The 17,584-nt window shown below is 50.8% G+C and carries 19 protein-coding genes; 4 read left to right on the plus strand and 15 right to left on the minus strand.

Going from position 1 to position 17,584, the window contains the following annotated elements; translation table 11 throughout:
• Positions 1–139: 139 nt before the first annotated feature.
• The 3 genes from NIG5292_RS13440 to NIG5292_RS13450 all read right to left on the minus strand — a co-directional run bounded on the left by NIG5292_RS13440 (position 140) and on the right by NIG5292_RS13450 (position 1,859).
• Positions 140–571 (minus strand): DUF6691 family protein, encoded by a 432-nt coding sequence (locus NIG5292_RS13440; RefSeq protein ID WP_048600055.1) that lies wholly within the window; start codon positions 569–571, stop codon positions 140–142.
• A 3-nt stretch (positions 572–574) separates the two neighbouring features.
• Positions 575–1,006: a YeeE/YedE family protein gene (locus tag NIG5292_RS13445; protein WP_048600056.1), complete on the minus strand. Its 432-nt coding sequence runs from the start codon at positions 1,004–1,006 to the stop codon at positions 575–577.
• Between the two features lie 187 nt (positions 1,007–1,193).
• Positions 1,194–1,859, minus strand: coding sequence for a Crp/Fnr family transcriptional regulator (locus NIG5292_RS13450; RefSeq protein WP_048600057.1), 666 nt, complete (start codon positions 1,857–1,859; stop codon positions 1,194–1,196).
• 231 nt (positions 1,860–2,090) lie between these two features.
• Here NIG5292_RS13450 and NIG5292_RS13455 point away from each other — a divergent pair, with 231 nt between their 5' ends.
• Positions 2,091–2,726 (plus strand): peroxiredoxin, encoded by a 636-nt coding sequence (locus NIG5292_RS13455; RefSeq protein WP_048600058.1) that lies wholly within the window; start codon positions 2,091–2,093, stop codon positions 2,724–2,726.
• A 305-nt stretch (positions 2,727–3,031) separates the two neighbouring features.
• Here the strand turns inward: NIG5292_RS13455 and rpsU are convergent, their stop codons facing one another.
• Positions 3,032–3,238, minus strand: coding sequence for a 30S ribosomal protein S21 (gene rpsU, locus NIG5292_RS13460; RefSeq protein ID WP_048600059.1), 207 nt, complete (start codon positions 3,236–3,238; stop codon positions 3,032–3,034).
• 146 nt (positions 3,239–3,384) lie between these two features.
• On the opposite strand from rpsU, the gene NIG5292_RS13465 reads away from it, so the two are divergent.
• Entirely contained in the window at positions 3,385–3,918 is a 534-nt protein-coding gene (locus NIG5292_RS13465) for a tyrosine-type recombinase/integrase (RefSeq protein ID WP_048600060.1), read from the plus strand.
• Positions 3,919–4,130: 212 nt separating this feature from the next.
• Here the strand turns inward: NIG5292_RS13465 and NIG5292_RS13470 are convergent, their stop codons facing one another.
• From NIG5292_RS13470 to NIG5292_RS15200, 9 genes are all read right to left on the minus strand, one after another.
• Positions 4,131–5,798: an acyl-CoA synthetase gene (locus NIG5292_RS13470; RefSeq protein ID WP_048600061.1), complete on the minus strand. Its 1,668-nt coding sequence runs from the start codon at positions 5,796–5,798 to the stop codon at positions 4,131–4,133.
• A 3-nt stretch (positions 5,799–5,801) separates the two neighbouring features.
• Positions 5,802–6,602, minus strand: coding sequence for an enoyl-CoA hydratase (locus NIG5292_RS13475; protein ID WP_048600062.1), 801 nt, complete (start codon positions 6,600–6,602; stop codon positions 5,802–5,804).
• A gap of 20 nt (positions 6,603–6,622) precedes the next feature.
• Positions 6,623–7,072 carry an OsmC family protein gene (locus NIG5292_RS13480; RefSeq protein ID WP_048600063.1) on the minus strand — a complete coding sequence of 150 codons (450 nt, stop codon included), beginning with the start codon at positions 7,070–7,072 and terminating at the stop codon, positions 6,623–6,625.
• Positions 7,073–7,099: 27 nt separating this feature from the next.
• Positions 7,100–8,242, minus strand: coding sequence for a glycine cleavage T C-terminal barrel domain-containing protein (locus NIG5292_RS13485; RefSeq protein ID WP_048600064.1), 1,143 nt, complete (start codon positions 8,240–8,242; stop codon positions 7,100–7,102).
• Between the two features lie 162 nt (positions 8,243–8,404).
• A complete protein-coding gene (locus NIG5292_RS13490; RefSeq protein WP_048600065.1) occupies positions 8,405–8,896 on the minus strand; it encodes an Lrp/AsnC family transcriptional regulator in 492 nt (163 codons plus the stop codon).
• A 256-nt stretch (positions 8,897–9,152) separates the two neighbouring features.
• The gene (locus NIG5292_RS13495) at positions 9,153–10,217 is read right to left on the minus strand and encodes a flavin monoamine oxidase family protein (RefSeq protein WP_048600066.1); all 1,065 of its coding nucleotides are present in this window, start codon (positions 10,215–10,217) and stop codon (positions 9,153–9,155) included.
• Between the two features lie 68 nt (positions 10,218–10,285).
• Positions 10,286–11,557, minus strand: a complete 1,272-nt coding sequence (locus NIG5292_RS13500) for a Y-family DNA polymerase (RefSeq protein ID WP_048600072.1) — start codon at positions 11,555–11,557, stop codon at positions 10,286–10,288.
• Complete coding sequence (locus tag NIG5292_RS14710) at positions 11,554–11,961, minus strand: LexA family protein (protein ID WP_370726553.1); 408 nt, start codon at positions 11,959–11,961, stop codon at positions 11,554–11,556. Before NIG5292_RS14710 ends, NIG5292_RS13500 begins: the two co-directional genes overlap by 4 nt.
• Before the next feature lie 117 nt (positions 11,962–12,078).
• On the minus strand, positions 12,079–12,243 hold the full coding sequence (locus NIG5292_RS15200) for a hypothetical protein (protein WP_233488238.1): 165 nt from the start codon (positions 12,241–12,243) through the stop codon (positions 12,079–12,081).
• Positions 12,244–12,759: 516 nt separating this feature from the next.
• Here NIG5292_RS15200 and NIG5292_RS13510 point away from each other — a divergent pair.
• Positions 12,760–14,277, plus strand: a complete 1,518-nt coding sequence (locus tag NIG5292_RS13510) for a trimethylamine methyltransferase family protein (RefSeq protein WP_048600067.1) — start codon at positions 12,760–12,762, stop codon at positions 14,275–14,277.
• Positions 14,278–14,536: 259 nt separating this feature from the next.
• On the opposite strand, the gene NIG5292_RS13515 is transcribed toward NIG5292_RS13510, so the two are convergent.
• Positions 14,537–15,439, minus strand: coding sequence for an AEC family transporter (locus tag NIG5292_RS13515; protein ID WP_048600068.1), 903 nt, complete (start codon positions 15,437–15,439; stop codon positions 14,537–14,539).
• Positions 15,440–15,638: 199 nt separating this feature from the next.
• Here NIG5292_RS13515 and NIG5292_RS13520 point away from each other — a divergent pair, with 199 nt between their 5' ends.
• On the plus strand, positions 15,639–16,610 hold the full coding sequence (locus NIG5292_RS13520) for a DMT family transporter (RefSeq protein ID WP_370726554.1): 972 nt from the start codon (positions 15,639–15,641) through the stop codon (positions 16,608–16,610).
• A 390-nt stretch (positions 16,611–17,000) separates the two neighbouring features.
• On the opposite strand, the gene NIG5292_RS13530 is transcribed toward NIG5292_RS13520, so the two are convergent.
• Positions 17,001–17,465, minus strand: a complete 465-nt coding sequence (locus NIG5292_RS13530) for a PTS sugar transporter subunit IIA (RefSeq protein WP_048600071.1) — start codon at positions 17,463–17,465, stop codon at positions 17,001–17,003.
• Positions 17,466–17,584 lie beyond the last annotated feature (119 nt).

Raw genomic sequence — 17,584 nt, forward strand, 5'->3', positions numbered from 1 at the left:
AACGTCAGGGGTGATGTTCATGTTTACAGGGTACGTCATTGTCAATCTCCTTGGTCTCAGATGCAGGTGGTGACGGCAGCCTCGCGCCACCCTCAGTGTGTGGGCGGGGCAGTAGGCGGTCGTCATTCAGGGCACCGCTTTATTGGGGCACAGCCGCTGTCGTCATCCGTGTCATCAGGCGTCGCAGGGCAAGTCCAACAACCACCGCAGCGATAAACAGAACTACTTCCCAACGCCCCGTCCCAAGGGCGGGAATAGCCGCTCCGGGGCAAAACCCGGCAATGCCCCAGCCGATGCCAAATAACGCAGAACCACCCACAAGTTTGGGATCAATATTGGTTGCGTTCGGCACTTGGAACGTACCGCCAAACAAGGGCTGCGCGCGGCGCCACACAGCGCGGTACCCAATCCCTGTGACAACCAGTGCACCACCCATCACAAAGGCGAGGCTGGGGTCCCATGTACCTGTAATGTCAAAGAAGTTCAGCACTTTGGCTGGGTTCATCATACCCGACAGAGCGATCCCGATACCAAAGACAAGACCTGTGAGGCCAGCAAAAACCAGTTTCATGGATTAGGCTCCAAATATGTGACGAATGATAAAGACGGTGATGCCGGCGGTGGCCATAAACGTAGGCACTGCAACAAGCGACCGAATGGAAAACCGCGATAATCCGCAGACCCCGTGACCCGATGTGCACCCAGATCCCAAGCTCGCGCCAAACCCCACGATGGTGCCGCCGATCACAATCATGGTCGGGCTTACTGGCACATCGACAGCGGGCATTGTGCCACTGACCAAAAAGATCACACCGGGTGCGGCGATCATGCCAAGGATCATGGCAGCGCGCCACGATGCCTCTGCACGGTTTTGTGCGAAAACCAGACCGGACATGATACCGGTCGCCCCCAGAATGCGGCCAAGGCCAAGCATCAACATGACGGCGCCAAGACCAATCGCGAGGCCACCGCCAAGGGAGCCGAACGGAGTGAAAGCTGTTTCCATGATTATGTCCATCCTGTCTTGATGCCAGCCGCCGTCATAAAACGTCGCGCCGTGCTGCCTGAATTAGTGATCATGAATGCCTCCTCGGGACGATAACATAGCCGCAGAATACACCCCAACAGCCACGCCTTCAGTGACATTGTCACTTAAGGCATAAGAAGCCAAACTACCGATCATGTGCCGTTAATTACGCGCTATGCGCTATGGCGGCCAATCCGGGCTTGTTGGTGAAGGTAATTATACCGCGCGACTGCGAGATGAGCTCGCGTTTATGGAAATCATTCAGCACACGGGAGATGACTTCGCGGGCAGTGCCAAGCTCGCTGGCGAGCTCTTGATGGGTTTTGCGAATTTCCTTTAGGCCATCCCCAAGCATCAAAAGCCGTTCTGCTAAACGTACGTCTATCCTGCCGAAGGCAACATCATCTACAACACGTAACAGGTCGATAAGCCGACGGGAGTAGGCTGCAAACACAAAGTTTCGGAACGCATCCTCTTCTGCTGCAAGACGGTCAAACGCGAGTTTTGGTAAGACGATTGCAGTCACGTCCGTTTCGGCAATTCCTTCGGCGTTATATGCTTCTTCGGCCAATATGCAGGCTGTCGTAAGGACACAGCTATCGCCGGCTTCGATACGGTAAAGAACAATCTCGCGGCCACTATCAGAGCTTTGCGACACGCGAATGCGCCCGTCGTACAAAAAGAAAAGGCTCTCGGGCACATTCATCGACCCAAACACCTGATCTCCATGTTTGACATGGATCACGCGGGCAGTAGCGGTCAGGCGTCTACGAACAGCGGCGGGCAGCGCGGCAGTTCCTGCGAAACGTTCGGTCCAATCAAACTGTGTCATTCAGCGCTCCTTTTTTGGGACTGTGATGCCATGTTTCAAGCTTGGAATACATTGCAATAATGCGCGAGAATTTACAGTAGCAACAGTGTGCGGCAGTTTAGAAATGCGCAGCGTGGTTTGCCTGACCGAACGGCCACATTAAATACGAAATAATGCCACTTAGGTGACATTGTCACGGATTTGCTGGCTAATAGTTACGTTAATGATTGCAGACATTAAATGGAGATAAACATGTCCCTACTTCTTGGTGATACAGTTCCAGATTTCACCGCTGAAACTACGAACGGCCCTATGTCCTTTCATGATTGGATCGGGGACGAATGGGCGTTCTTTTTCAGCCACCCTGCCGATTTCACGCCAGTTTGTACGACGGAAATGGGCCGGACTGCACAGTTGGCTGAAAACTTTGCCCAACGCGGTGTGAAGCCAATTGGCCTAAGTACTGACCATGTTTCAGAGCACCTTAAGTGGATTGAAGATGTGAACGATACTCAAAGCACAACGCTGCGTTTTCCGATTGTTGCGGACCCAAACTGTGAAGTTGCGAAGCTTTACGAGATGATTCACCCAGGTGAGTCGCAAACAGCTGCGGTCCGCTCTGTCTTCATCATCGACCCCAACAAAAAGCTGCGTCTCACAATGACGTACCCCATGAGCGTCGGTCGTAACTTCGATGAAATTCTACGTGTTATCGATGCGTTGCAAACTGGCGATGCCAATGGTGTTGCGACACCAGCTGATTGGCGTCCGGGTGATCTTGCTATCATTCCGCCTTCGGTTTCAAATTCCGAGGCCACGGAGAAGTTCCCGCAAGGATTTGATGAAATCCGCCCATATTTGCGCACTGTCGATATCAGCAGCAAGTAAGATGCTACCTCGAAAGGGCGCGTTTGATTGATGCAAGCGTTGCCCTTTCGCACGTCCTACAGAGCAGGCTCTGTCTGGTTGTATCGGACGTCAGCTTGGTGCCAAAAGCTCTGTAAAATTGGGGTTTTAGGGTAGGGGCCATGGTGCTTTAAGAACGCAAGACCAACCTTAAACGCCCCAATCTGAGATCAGCCTATCCAGCGATTTGCATTTCGCTTTTCCTGACACATCCACGCAATAAAAAACAGCGCCCTCTATCAAAGAGGACGCTGATCAAATTCGCACAGCAGCTGGTTTGCAGTAACTTACAGCATACCTTCGCGTTGGGCTTTTTTACGTGCAAGTTTGCGCTGGCGGCTAATCGCCTCTTTTTGTTCACGTGCTTTTTTTACTGATGGCTTCTCGAAATGTTGCTTGAGCTTCATTTCACGAAACACACCTTCGCGCTGCAATTTTTTCTTAAGCGCGCGTAGAGCTTGATCGACGTTGTTGTCGCGTACACTGACTTCCATTTGATCTCTGCCGTATTTGGAAAAATTAATTTAAGCTCACATCGCAGTAAATCGAGGAGAAATCAAACGGAATCTACCCCAGATAACGAGACTCTCTTGTTTTCAGGCGATTGATTACCCGTATTCGCGAATATTGTGGGAGCACTATGCGTGAAAACCACCGCATACTTCTTTGTCACAACTTAAGGCGTCATCCGATACGCGATGAGACAATCATATTTACAAGCCTCTACGCAGGGCTGAGAGCCAAAGAGATCGCAGCACTCACCGGGGGCAACGTGTTTGATGAAGCATGCAACGTGCGCACACAGTTCATCCTTACAGCGGAGCAAAGCAAAGGCGGGCATACACGTACGGTGTATCTCAACCAGCGCTTGCGTAAAGCCCTGCTGGAATACAGCGCGTTAATCCGCACAGCCAAGCCGCATCAGGCATTGTTTAAGAGCCAAAAAGGTGGGCACTTCTCAACCAACACCATGTGCCAGCTGTTCCTCGACATCTACAAAGCAATGGGGCTCAAGGATGCAAGTAGCCACAGTGGTCGCCGCACGTATATCACACGGTTGGCAAACAAGGGGGTAGGGGTGCGGCTGTTGGCAGAGCATTCGCACATATCGACGACGCAAAGGTACATTGATGTGAACGCTGAGCAGCTCAGTGAAGCTGTGGAATTATTGTAGGCGCTCACGGCCCAGAGCGATCATTGGCGTGCCGTGCCGCGGAGGTTCACTTTGAGCCCAGATTGGCCGACGCTGCAATCTGCTCGAATGTCAAATAAGTAAACCAAACAGCTATTTAGTGCGCGATAGGCCAGCCCCAAACAAAACCTGCGTGGTGGTGAGGGTGTGATTTTGAGGGCTTGCCCTCCTGACAACTTCAGACAAGTTCCGGCTTATCGAGCCTTGAACGTTTTATCTGCAGTTACGTTCTGTGCGATATCTCTGGCTTGGTCGCGCAAGATAAATTTCTGAATCTTGCCAGTAGACGTGCGCGGGATCGGCATGAATACAAACTGCCCGGGCACCTTGTAAGGAGCAAGTTGCTCTTTGCACCATACGCGCAAGTTGTTGGCATCCAATATTTGACCTCGAGCCAATTCCACAAAGGCACATGGCGTTTCGCCCCATTTCTCATGGGGCATAGCAACCACGGCGGCGATCTCGACTGCGGGGTGACGGTAGAGGGCCTCTTCCACCTCGATAGACGAGATATTTTCGCCGCCTGAAATGATGATGTCTTTGGAACGGTCCTTGAGCTGGATATAGCCGTCTGGATGACGCACGCCCAGATCGCCGGAATGGAACCAGCCACCAGCGAACGCCTCTTTCGTTGCTATAGGATTTCGGAAATAGCCCTTCATCACGACGTTGCCGCGAAACATTACTTCACCCATGGTTTTACCGTCGCGTGGAACCGGCAGCATGGTTTCTGGGTCCAGCACTTGAAGGCCTTCAAGCGGAAGATAGCGCACGCCTTGACGCGATTTTAGCGTAGCCTGTTCGGCAGGCGGAAGGTCTGACCAGTCCTGATGCCAGTCATTCACCACAGCAGGGCCGTAAGTTTCTGTCAGCCCATACAAATGCGTCACATCAAAGCCTGCGGTTTTCATATCGGCCAGTAGCTTTTCCGGCGGTGGTGCGGCAGCAGTGAAGAATTGCACCATATGGCCGAGATTGCGCTTCTCGTCCTCGGGGGCCGAAATCATCAGGGACATGACAATGGGCGCGCCGCACAGATGGGTGACACCTTCATTTGCCAGAGCGCTCCAAATTGGTTCTGCCCGCACCTGACGCAGACAGACATGGGTCCCGATTATCGCCGAGAGGGTCCACGGGAAGCACCAACCGTTGCAATGAAACATCGGCAGCGTCCAGAGGTAGACCGCGTGCTTGGCCATCGACGTTGTAAGCGCATTGCCCTGTGCCAGCAAATAAGCGCCGCGATGATGCGAAACCACCCCCTTTGGATCGCCGGTCGTTCCAGAGGTGTAATTGATTGAAATCGCGTCCCATTCATCCAGCGGCATCAGCCAGTCAAAATCAGGGTCACCCGTCGACAAAAAAGCCTCGTAATCCTGCGCATCAGTCGCAGTTGCAGGCGCCGTGAATTCGGCATCGTCGTATTGGATCACAAGCGGTTTCACCGTTGCCAGCGCCAGCGCGTCTTGCATCAAGGGCATGAATTCGCGGTCGACAATGACGATTTTGGACATCGCATGGTCTAGTTGAAACGCGATCACCGATGCATCGAGGCGGGTGTTTACAGAGTGTAAAACACCGCCGCACATGGGCACCCCGTAGTGGCATTCCAACATCGCGGGCGTATTGGCCAGCAAGGCTGATACCGTATCACCGCGCCCGACGCCTTCTTGTGCCAAAGCGGAAGCCAGCTGACGCGATCGTGCGTAGAATGCACCATAATTGCGCCGCAATGCGCCATGCACGATCGCTGTGTGATTAGGAAAAACCGAGGCCGCCCGTTCCAGAAATGTCAGTGGCGTCAGCGGCTGGTGGTTCGCCGGGTTTCGGTCCAGATCCCTGTTGTAGGGGTTCGTTGTCATGGCTTAGGCATCCTGCCATTGGGGCGGGCGCTTCTCGATAAAAGCTCCGATGCCTTCTTTGGCGTCTTGCGCCAGCATGTTGTCGACCATCACACCTGAGGCGTAGTCGTAGGCGTCCGGTAGCGTCATTTCACGTTGCGCATAGTAGGCGCGTTTGCCTGTTGCGAGCGTCATGCTGGATTTCGATGCAATCTTGCGCGCCATTTCCATTGTGGCCTCTTGCAGCGCTTCGGGGACGACAACGCGGTTCACAAGGCCTATCTCTGCGGCCCGCACAGCGGAAGTCATATCGCCCGTCAGCAGCATCTCCATCGCGTGTTTATCAGCGACATTCCGCGACAGGGCCACCATTGGGGTGGAGCAAAATAGCCCGATATGCACGCCTGGCGTGCTGAACTGAGCAGTGTCCGCAGCGATCGCCAGATCACAACTTGCCACTAACTGGCAACCTGCTGCCGTGGCAACGCCAGTCACTTCGGCGATCACGGGCTTGGGGCAATTCACGATGCCTTGCATCACGCCCGCGCACATCGCCATGACATGTGCAAAATACACCTTCCCACCATCCGCGTGCCTGCGCCCAGCTGTCATCTCCTTGAGGTCATGACCCGCGCAAAATGCAGGGCCATTAGCTGCTAAGACAACGATCCTCACCAGTGGATCAGCCCCTGCATCAGCAAATGCAGCCCCTAATGCCGCAAGCATCGCCTGGGACAAGGCATTGCGGCGCGCCACATCGTTTAAGGTTAGGCGCAATATGCCGTTCTCGTCCAGATTGGTGAGCAGGATATCAGATGTGGTCACGGGACTATTCCTTTTAGATGCTAAAGAATGTTGATTTTGACACTGTCGGCCAAGGTGTTCGCAATAAAGCAATAGCGGTGGGCACGGTCCTGCATCTGTGCGAGCTCATCGTCACCCACTGAAAAGCCAGTGTCGAAACGCACCACAGGATGCAGATCAATCCGCGTCACCGACATCTGGCCTTTGGGGTTTTTGCCCAAATGCGCTTCGGCATAATCATGATAGCTAGCCACGGGCCAGCCCGCTTTTGCCGCAAGCGCCAGAAAGGTCATCATATGACAACTAGACAAGGCCGAGGCGAGCGCTTGCTCGGGGTTCGTGTTGTCAGGATTTCCACCCCAATCAGGGGCGGAATCCACAGGCAAGTTGTAGCAGTTGTTGTATTGCACCGTGTGCTCGTTTGAATAAGTACCCTTTTGGAACACGGGACTGGCGCGCTGCCAATGCAGCTCGATCGCAAGGTCTGACATGTCTGTCTTCTTTCGTTCTGGAGGGCGTTAAGCCGCTACGATTTGCTTTTTCGGGTCATAGAACGGGCGCTCGCAAATGGTCGCGCCGACGGTTCCAGAGTTTGTGACGACCTCGACCTGTGCGCCGATGTTGGCGTGTTCTGCCGACACCATAGCCAGCGCGATGTTCTGTCCCAAACGTGGGGAATAGACCGCAGATGTGACCTTACCGATTGGGGCGCCGTCAAAACTGATTTCCCAGAATGTCGTGTTCGGACCGGTGAGCGGATCACCGTCGATGAGCAGGCCGATTTGCTTACGACTGACGCCTTCTTCCTTGATACGGCGCAAAGCCGCTTTGCCGATGAAGTCAGCCTCCATGTCCAGATTGACCAGCCGATCAAAGCCCAGCTCGAACGGGTTGGTGCTCATGTCGGCATCAGCATGGTAGGACAGCATTCCGCCTTCAATTCGGCGGATGGAGGACGTGTGCCCGGGCTTGAGGCCAAACTCCAGACCAACGGCCATGATGGTCTCCCACAGCAAATCTCCCTTGGAGCCGTCACGCAAATAGATTTCATACCCCAGCTCGCTGGACCAACCCGTGCGGGACACGATTAGCGGGATGCCGTCCAACTCGACCTCGCGCAGCCAATAATAGCGCATGTCCATGATATCGTCGCCAAAGAGCGCACGCATAATCTCGCCAGACTTGGGCCCCTGCAATTGCAAAGGCGACACATCAGGCTCGCCAATCGTGACATCAAGGCCCGAATGGATCGCAACGCCTTGCGCCCAAAGCAAGATGTCGCTGTCGGCCAGTGAAATCCAGAAGTGGTTTTCGGCGAGCCGCAGCAGAATAGGGTCGTTGAGAATGCCCCCATCTGCGTTGGTGATTAAGATGTACTTGCACTGGCCTACGGCCATCTTCGAAAGGTCACGGCAAGTCAGCATCTGGGTGAATTGTGCTGCGTCTGGACCAGTAATCTCGACCTGACGTTCAACTGCCACATCACAGAGGATTGCCTCATTAACGAGGTTCCAGAAGTTTTGCTCAGGATCACCGAAGTCACGTGGGATATACATATGGTTATAGACTGAAAATCCTTTGGCTCCCCAACGCACAGTGGCGTCAAAATAGGGTGACTTACGGATCTGTGTACCAAAACCAAAATCATCTTTTTGCATCATAACATTCTCCTGCTATTATCGGCGTTCCCAAAGTCAAACGACCACCATTTTCAAATCAAGAATGTAGTATTGAAGTCAGGCGAATGTGGTCTGAAGTTTTATGATATTCGGACCATACCGACATATTTTTTGTCGATAGCAGGACTGTTTAGGCTGAATTGGCTATTTTGGATTTGCGTTTGCCAATTTTGAAACGTTCGGCAAGCTTGATTTCACCTGTCGAGTTGCAAAGTGGGTCATATAACGGTCAATTCCAATATCTTCAGCATGAAAGTCTTCCATTAAGTCTTGAAATGTAGCGAGGCTGGGACTGATGACTTTCATGATGTAATCAACGCCACCGCCCGTAGCTACACAATCTACAATTTCATCCCGACTGTTAATGAATAGCTCAAATCGTTCAAAATCTGCTTTTCGATGACGGCTCAAAGAAACTGTGACAATTACCTGAGCGAAGTCGGCTAACCGACCTAATTCAATATCTGCATGATAGCCGCGAATATATCCACCAGCTTTCAGTCTTCCTAGCCGTGCCCAGCATGGTGTCGCAGAAAGGCCACTAACCTCAGCAAGCTTGGCTTTGCTCAATTGCCCATGCTGCTGCAGCGCGCTGAGGATGCGAATATCCGCGGCATCAAGGAAAAGTCTCTTCATTAAGTCAGATCTTTCATGTCTTTAGGGAAGGCTAACCGTTGCATGATATCAAGCTAAGATAACATCTTAACAGCTCCAAATTTCCCATTCGCATTCTGTTGGCGTCGCAAACTTTATAAATATGGATGTAGGCAGCCGCTGTAACTCGTCAAAGCTTTTAGATTAACACGTCGTAACATCGCCGAAATGGTTCAGCGCATATACTAGCGTCGAAGATCAAAAAAGTGGGTAAATAGCTAAAGCCTTACTTGCGCAGTTATTTGTCAAGCATCTCGATAGCTGCACTTTCGCCAGCAACAAGAGCGCCCTCAATTAATCCAGGACTACGGTCGGACACTTCACTGACGGCAAATCTGATACGGCCGTTGAGATGATTTTCTCTAAGACTTGTAGGGCCGACGTCTGGATGTTGCGGAGCTTCAGACAAATCAAGTTCAGTTACAATGTGAGGGTTAAGAGCCCAGTCTTGAATTACTAAATCGATTGGATTGGCCGCTGCGTCGCCAAAGCAGTCCGATAGCTGCTTCAAGATTTCTTGTGGCAACTGCTTTGGGGCGGATTGTCTTTGTGCGGTAGGCCAACCCACAAAGCCAAATAACGCCGCTGACTGCATATCTGCGCTGGTGTGATCATGTACCTCAACAAGTGGTCCAGTTTGACTGGCTACTCTTCCTGATAGCCCGAGTTCCCGCCAGAATGGGCGTTCGTAAAGCACAACAGTTTTTGCATGAGTACTCATCCAAGTTGGCGTTTTGCGCATGGTCTCCAGCAAACTCTGAGCTGCCCACGGTAGATGCAAAGTTGTTGCAGCTACACGTAGTGGGATAGCCATTATCACTTTGTGCGCTGCTATCATTTCACCAGTGTTTAAGCGTATGGCCACTTTGTCAGCTTCATGTTCACAAACTTCAGTGACTAGTGAGTTTGTGCGTATGTTGTTGCTTCCAACACGTGCACAAAGCGTCTCAATCAAGGCAGTTGGCCCACCTACAATGCGGGTCATTCCACTTTGGCTTAGAAGTGGCTGATATATTGGTTGTGGCCCGTAGCCTGTGATTACTGCGTTCCCAGTATTAAACTGTTCAAAGGTATTAATGCTGAGCTTATCTAGCCAGCGAGCCACAACAGGTTGATAACGTGGCCAAACCCAAGTTGGCCCCAGATCTGCTATCGCTTCATTGCTGCTAGGGTCATGAACTGCTCGGATGCGCCCACCAATTTGGGTACTTGCTTCAAGGACTGTTACGCGAATGCCGGCTTCGATTAGTGTCGCCGTCGCAGTTAGCCCAGACAAGCCAGCTCCGATAACAACTACATCCATTTAGTCATCCTGATGCTGATCCTTAGCTTCAATGTCGCTCTTTTGATCAATAGCTTAATTAAGCGCCATTACCTCACAATGGGTAGATCAGAAAGCCGCGTTGTATATCTCGGACTGCGATGTATAGAGCGCATTCTCCATAATCGTTCTACGCCTTCGCTCCCCAGCGTAATTGTTTTGATCTCAAATTGGCGGTTGATCTGATCAAGAGCTTCAACAGCTGGTTTGGTTTGTTTTTCCGGCACATCGAACAAAGTAAGCGGACGTTGCTCAATAGGGATTAAATCGTCAAGCATGACTCCCGCTTTGGTGAAACCATATTGGTTGGAATTGGCCTTGGGCCAGGCCGCAATTGCGCATTTTCGTGCGGCACGCACTAACTCAAATGTATCACATGACATCGGAGATAATTGTATTGAGCGGGAGCTGGCATACTGTGGCCGATCTGGCCGATGACGATTAGTGTGAAAAAATACAGTCAGTGTTCCAGCCGCCAACTCATTCTGACGCAGCTTTTCTGCGGCTCGGGTTGTATGAGCAGTGATTGCTTCAAACAGCACATCAAACCCAAACATAGGCATGCCAGCAGACCGGGTCACGGCCATACCTTTGCGCTGTGGTTCGACTTCGTCTAAAGCAAGGCATGGTTCTCCTTGAAGCTCCAAGACAGTCTTTTCTAAAACAACAGTACCGACAGAACGAGCTTGCTTGATTGGCATCCGCTGAAGGTCTGCAGCTGTATATATGCCCAACCTACCTAGTTTTTTGTTAGTTTTGCGCCCTATTCCCCAAATATCGCTAACAGGTACTTTTGGTAAAAGCCAATCAATCAATTGCTCATCCATCATATCAAGCACACCATCAAAAAGAGCGTTCTTCTTGGCAATGTCATTTGCACATTTTGCTAGCGTCTTGGTTGAAGCAATGCCAACACGTACAGGAATGCCAACTTTGTGTAGCACTGCTTTTCGCAACTTTTGGGCATGTGCTTCTCGATCTTTAAAGCCACCTAGGTCCATAAAGCATTCATCAATTGAGTAGACTTCAACAGTTGGGCTGAACTCTTGGTACACCTCAACTACTCGGCGGCTAATGTCGCCATAAAGAGTGTAATTTGAGCTAAACACACACACGCCGTGCTTGGTGATGACATCCTTCAGTTTATGAAGCGGGGCACCCATCTTTATGCCGAGGGCTTTTGCTTCGTCTGAACGTGCTACAGCGCATCCGTCATTGTTAGAAAGAACAATCACAGGTGTATTCTTTAAACCTGGTTCAAAAAGCCGTTCAGCGGAAACGTAAAAGTTTGCGCTGTCTGAGATTGCTATCGGGGTTTTCATTCCAATGGATAGCGCCGCACCACGCCAGCAATGACGCCCCATATCTCGCTGTCTTCAGTGAGCTCAATGTCCGGAAAGTGTTCTTGTCTATTGGCGGGGGCGAGGAAGTATCTATTGTCACGTTTTCGTAATATTTTGGCAGTAACAGATCCATCGACTACAGCTAAAACAGCTCGCCCAACCCTGCGTTTTCCTGCGCGATCCACAGCAATCAAATCGCCATCTCTAATGCCTACATCCCAAAGACAGTTGCCCTCAACTCGCCACCAAAATGTAGAAGTAGGATGCCGAATTATCCAAGCAATTGGATCAATTTCATCTTCGAGTTCATCAGCCGCAGGAGATGGAAACCCAGCACTAACAGGTGTTGTGATTAACTGAAGAGGAGTGCTGTTTGTAGTGATTGGAGATTTGACTTCATAAACCGGCACAGAATCCTCCACCTCAAATGTTTATATTTTGTTCTAGTTGATTTTAATGGCAGCTAAAACCGCAATCTGTCAAGTTTGAGGGAGTGGAGTTCACTCAAGTTGTTGTTCTTGGCTGCCCTCAAACTCGTCCCTGCTCAACTCATACCGCTTACCAGTCAGCATGTCCTTCTTGAGGCGCGGCTTGAGATGACTGTAATGCCGCTCAATCATGCCGATTGATGTGCCCGTCTGTATGGCGAGGGCGTGTATATCCATCCCGTCATTGAGTAGGGCGAATGTCGCATAGGTGTGACGTAGGCTGTACAGAGTACGGTTCTGCCCAGTGCGTGGACACGTAATCAGCCCCGCGTCTGTGACGAAGTTGCGGAAGGTCTGGTGGATGTTCTTGCTAACGGTGCAAGGTCAAATCAAATTCAGTCGTGATGGAAACTGCTCCAGCATAACTGGCTCTGTAAATGGCTTTAGTTGTATTCATTCAATGTCTAACAGCGCTGTTGGCTTTCAAGTTACGATTAACTAAAGTAATTTTTTTCGGCGTTTTGAGAGAATACTTCACTAAGCCGCTAATCCCGCTTGGCATAACACCTCGCGTTGAGAAGAATATGCAGGACGGCAAATGGCCCACCTGAAAACTGGATACCCCTTTAGAAAGATGTCCGTGTCTGTCCGTCTAGATGGGGTGCTGACAAGTGTCGTCAAAGACGTGTTTCTATCTTTCGCAAAAATACGAAAAGCTTTGCCCGATTTCATAAACGTATGCTTAGATGAAGCATGTCAAATCGTCCCGCCCGTTCTGGCCGCCAAGCCCGTCACGTACAGCGTGCGGGGCCTCCCCCCGTCAACCCCGCCTCTCCAGGTCAGATCGGTGGCCAATACCGCCCCCTGAGCGATACCGATTGTCAAAGTATCTTCGATACAGCACTGCGACTTTTGTCCGATCTTGGCATGGGAGAAGTTCCAGCGCGGCTTTGGAACGATCTGATTGGCTTTGGGTGTACAGACCTTGGGCAAAAGCGCATAGGGATGCCGAAGGCGCTAGTACTTGATATTATCGATAAAGCCGCCAAAGCCTTTCCCTTGCATGGTCGTGATCCGAGCCGAACGATTGAAGTTGGTGGCGACCGAGTCTATTTTGGGACAGGCGGTGCAGCGGTGAATACATTGGATCGGAAGAGTGGTATTTATCGCCCTTCGACCCTTCGTGATCTGCACGATTTTACGCGCTTACAGGATGCACTTGATAACGTCGCGTGGTTCACCCGTTGTTGCATCGCAACCGATGTGCCCGATATGTTCGATTTGGATGTAAACACCGCATATGCGCTAATAGCAAATACGACGAAACCTATCGCTACTGCGTTTACAGTCGCCGAACACATAGACCCGATTATCCAGATGTTGGATATTGCAGCAGGTGGCGAAGGGCAGTTCGCGCGGCGTCCGTTTCTTAAAACGCATATCAGCCCAGTGATCTCACCCATGCGCTTTGGGGAAGATGCGGTAGATGTCGTTTACAAATGTATTGACCATAATATCCCGATGTCGTGCATAACGGCAGCACAAGCCGGCGCGACAGCCCCAGCGACGCTTGCGGGTTTTCTTGCTCAATCACTCGCAGAAACCCTTGCAAGCCTCGTGATGGTCAATGTCATCTCCCCTGGCTTCCCGGTGATTTTTTCTAATTGGCCCCTTGTCATTGATCTGCGCAGCGGCGCCTTTGCCGGGGGCGGAGGGGAGACTACGGTCCTTAATGCAGCAAGCGCCCAATTGTCCAACTGGCTTGGCCTGCCGTCTGGTGTGGCAAGCTCCATGACTGATGCCAAAGCGATCGACGCGCAATACGGGGTGGAGAAGGGCATGACGTCACTAGCGGCTGCCCTTGCAGGGGGTAACCTAATATATGAGTCCAGTGGTATGACTGCATCTCTCCTAGGTGCATCTTTCGAGGGGTTCGTCCTCGATAACGAAATGCATAGCCTGACCTATCGCACGCTGCGCGGCATCGAAGTAAGCGAGGACACATTAGGCTATGATGCCATTTGTTCGGTCATCCTTGGTGATGGCCATTTTTTAGGGTCAGACCACACATACGCTGCCATGGAACGGGATTATCATTACCCGACGTTGGCCGATCGGGCCCAACCACAGACGTGGGCCGATGCCGGGGCACACACCGCTTGGGACCGGGCGAGGCATCGTGTGGATGAAATTCTTTCTAGTCATAAACCTGCCTATCTAAGCTCTTCACAAGATGCAAAAATCTGCGCAGCGTTCAATATTATACCCTAGTGCACTCTTGGCTGACGAGCTTGGCGGTCATGCTTTTGTGTCAACTCTTACAGAACATAATCAAAACGTTCTCCAATGGCGTAAACGGACAACCGAATAAAAAATGGGGGGGAGGTTTTTTTGGGCTGTCGATCAAAAATACGACAGTCTGATGCGAGTCCTATCACCTGATTAAAATACCTCTCACCACCACACTCACAGGTGACACCCTACTTTAGGGTGTCACCTGCAGTTAATGATAGCGCCTAGCGATGCGCCATTATGCAAGCCAAGCCAGTGAAAAGAGGCTGAGTACCGAGGTCCAGATGATCACAGGTGCAATCGTATCTGTACGAATTTTGTAAAGGGTCGCGAGCGCAAAGGCCATTGCGCCTGAAGGCCCTGCTGCGTTTAGCAGCACCATCTCATCCCAAACTATGGGTCTCTCTCCAATGCTAAGCGTAATGAACACGGCCACGGGTAGGACCATTAACTTGATCACGGATACCAACGTTATTTTTGAATTGGGGATCAGGCTGTGTCCCGAAAGGATTACTCCCAGCGCAAAGAGCGTTAGTGGAGCAGCTGCTGCCCCGGCAAATTGAAAGGCAACTAGCAGCGGTTCTGACGCGCGTAGGCCCAGCAGGTTAGTTGTGATGCCTAGGAATATGGCGATCAACACGGGATTTTTCAGCAACCTTAGAGCGCTGTTACGGACGGATTGTTCCCTATTGGCCAGTAAATCAGTGGTAATTATAAAAAATGCGAAAGTGATGGTCGAATCCCATACCACCAGTGCTGTGATCGGGAAATTGCCTGCTGCGCCGTAGATCAATGATGAGATCGGCCAAATATAGAGCAGCGAGTTCACGAAAACCGTGGCCATCGCCAAGAGCCACGCCTCTAAAAATGTACAGCGCATCACATAAAGGCACACCGCCAAAGTTAAGCAAAACACGATTGCTTGTGCTGCGGCGTACAACAAAATTGCGTCTGTATAAAAGTCGCTAAAATCAACTCCGTTGACCAGTGGAAAAATAAGCGCCGGTTGCAGTACCATAAATGCGATCCGGTTGACCGTGGTCGCTTCGCCTTTACTCACAAAATGCGCACGCCCCATGGCAAAACCAAGTACCATGATGGAAAAGACGGGAAGAATATTTTGTATCAGGATTTCAATCAAGTTCGTGACGGGTCCTTGGTGTAAGGCAGTAATTTGTTGAATACAGGCGCAGCCTTGTGGATGCCAATTCATAACCTGCAGAGACGCTGGAACTGCTGCGAGGTCAACCCTTGCGAGGTTTTGTATTGCGAATAAGCTATGAACGTCCCAAGTTGCGAATCAGTTGGACGCGAAAGCCATCAAAGCAATAGGGATAGGGGTGACGTTGAATATCTCTCATACTGCTCCTAGTGACCGGACCCTTGCTGGGGTTGCGCTCATGTTGGGCTTTTGCATAACCGCGCCGCTATTGGATGTCGCTGCTAAGCTAGCATCAGATCGTATCTCTGTTGGCCAAATTACCGCTGCTCGGTTTGTCGTACAGTGTGTTCTGATGGCTCCTTTCCTTTTTGTAATTAAATTGTCACTTAAGGTCGATAAGTCACAGAGGCCGGCATTATGTTTCCGCGCTGGACTGTTGTTGGCATCGACATTCTGCTTTGTCGCAGCGATCAGCGTCATGCCTTTAGCTGATGCTCTGGCGATCGTTTTTGTTGCTCCATTTATTGTCCTTCTTGTTGGCAAGTTATATTTGGATGAGGAAGTTGGACCACGGCGCGTAGGTGCTGCACTTCTAGGCTTTCTTGGCGTACTTTTTGTAATTCAACCTAGCTTTGCAGCTTTTGGTGCTGTTGCTCTTTTTCCGCTTGGGACCGCTTTGAGTTTTGCGTTTTACATTCTTGTGACCCGTGGATTATCGCGGCGTATCCATCCGGTTACTTTGCAGTTTTATACTGGTTTGATTGCCAGCATTATGTGTGTCCCAGTCATTATCTGGTCTCAAGGAAAAGGCTCAGAACTGATTAGCATTGTTTGGCCGGAAGGCATTTTTTGGCTTTGGCTTCTTGGGGTCGGATTTTTTGCTACAATAAGCCACATGATGATGACGTATGCCCTGGCAATAGCCCCTTCTGCCACTCTGGCGCCTTTACAATACTTTGAATTGCCCATGGCGGCTTTGCTTGGACTGATTGTTTTTGGGGATTTCCCAAATGTATTGGCTTTGACTGGCATAACCATCATCATCGCTGCAGGACTGTACATGATACATCGCGAGCGCGTTGCTTCTCGTGACGCTATGACATCTAGGGCTGACGCTATTGCTGTGGGTAATTGTGGCGTGGAGAAGTAGCCAATATTTTAACTTGCGTAGACTAGTTGCTAACGCCTGGGTCACCCTTGAAGTCAGGACTTTGCATTATTATCTCAGCTAATGCCTCGCCTGAAGCAGTTAACCGGTTGCTACTGTCGAACCAGTCTCTCTGACGACCAAACTTCATTGCATCTTCGAGTGTCTTACCACTGCATCGGCGTTCACAATAGTCTAGAACAGCCTCAAATCTTAAAAACGCTGTGTGATGCTTCATTCTCACTCTCCCAATTTTAATACGAGAGAGAACAGGGATTGGATCACCATCCCTAAGCGCCTTCATAAAATCAATCTTGATACAAGTTGGACAGTAAGTCCTGAGACTTAGCAAGATAACTTTTTGTTAGGCCATCAATTTAGTAGTTAATCGCGCTAAGCTACTTTTGATAAATTTTGAGCAGTCAAAACTGCGTACAGCGTTGATGGTTCGCTATTTGCGCGAAGTTTCTCGCAGACCGCTTCATCGCGCAATGTCCTTGATACCAGCGCCAGCGCTTTGAGGTGTGATACACCGCTGTCACGAGGTGCGAACAACGCAAACACAAGATCAACAGGCTGACGATCAACCGCCTCAAAATCTACGGGGCGTTCAAGGCGAAGAAATACACCTTTTACAGTGTCGATATCATCAAGCCGCGCGTGAGGTAGGGCAACACCGTGCCCTACTCCCGTTGGCCCAAGCGCTTCGCGTTCCATAAGGGCCTCAATCAATCGCGCACCTTGAAGGTCGTAGCACGCATTCGCGATATCACCCACATCGTGCAGCAGTCGTTTTTTACTGCTAACGTTGCCCAAGACGCGGACGGCGTTTGGTGTAAGAATATCGCTTAGGTTCATTATGCTACTACTCTTCTGGCACAATAGGCCGAAGCCGTGCTAATTAGGCGAAGCGCATAATCTGCATATATCAATTGTTCAATCGCTTATTTACGCTGGGTACAATGGCTGGCTACACA

It is taken from the genome of Nereida ignava (assembly GCF_001049735.1).
GTDB classification, from domain to species: Bacteria; Pseudomonadota; Alphaproteobacteria; order Rhodobacterales; family Rhodobacteraceae; genus Nereida; species Nereida ignava.

Coding starts and splice junctions, on each gene's coding strand:
- NIG5292_RS13455 (WP_048600058.1), top strand. CDS start 2,091: ATGTCCCTACTTCTTGGTGATACAGTTCCAGATTTCACCGCTGAAACT.
- rpsU (WP_048600059.1), bottom strand. CDS start 3,238: ATGGAAGTCAGTGTACGCGACAACAACGTCGATCAAGCTCTACGCGCG.
- NIG5292_RS13490 (WP_048600065.1), bottom strand. CDS start 8,896: ATGAAGAGACTTTTCCTTGATGCCGCGGATATTCGCATCCTCAGCGCG.
- NIG5292_RS13470 (WP_048600061.1), bottom strand. CDS start 5,798: ATGACAACGAACCCCTACAACAGGGATCTGGACCGAAACCCGGCGAAC.
- NIG5292_RS13495 (WP_048600066.1), bottom strand. CDS start 10,217: ATGGATGTAGTTGTTATCGGAGCTGGCTTGTCTGGGCTAACTGCGACG.
- NIG5292_RS13445 (WP_048600056.1), bottom strand. CDS start 1,006: ATGGAAACAGCTTTCACTCCGTTCGGCTCCCTTGGCGGTGGCCTCGCG.
- NIG5292_RS13485 (WP_048600064.1), bottom strand. CDS start 8,242: ATGATGCAAAAAGATGATTTTGGTTTTGGTACACAGATCCGTAAGTCA.
- NIG5292_RS13480 (WP_048600063.1), bottom strand. CDS start 7,072: ATGTCAGACCTTGCGATCGAGCTGCATTGGCAGCGCGCCAGTCCCGTG.
- NIG5292_RS13510 (WP_048600067.1), top strand. CDS start 12,760: ATGTCAAATCGTCCCGCCCGTTCTGGCCGCCAAGCCCGTCACGTACAG.
- NIG5292_RS13465 (WP_048600060.1), top strand. CDS start 3,385: ATGCGTGAAAACCACCGCATACTTCTTTGTCACAACTTAAGGCGTCAT.
- NIG5292_RS15200 (WP_233488238.1), bottom strand. CDS start 12,243: ATGGATATACACGCCCTCGCCATACAGACGGGCACATCAATCGGCATG.
- NIG5292_RS13440 (WP_048600055.1), bottom strand. CDS start 571: ATGAAACTGGTTTTTGCTGGCCTCACAGGTCTTGTCTTTGGTATCGGG.
- NIG5292_RS13500 (WP_048600072.1), bottom strand. CDS start 11,557: ATGAAAACCCCGATAGCAATCTCAGACAGCGCAAACTTTTACGTTTCC.
- NIG5292_RS13450 (WP_048600057.1), bottom strand. CDS start 1,859: ATGACACAGTTTGATTGGACCGAACGTTTCGCAGGAACTGCCGCGCTG.
- NIG5292_RS13530 (WP_048600071.1), bottom strand. CDS start 17,465: ATGAACCTAAGCGATATTCTTACACCAAACGCCGTCCGCGTCTTGGGC.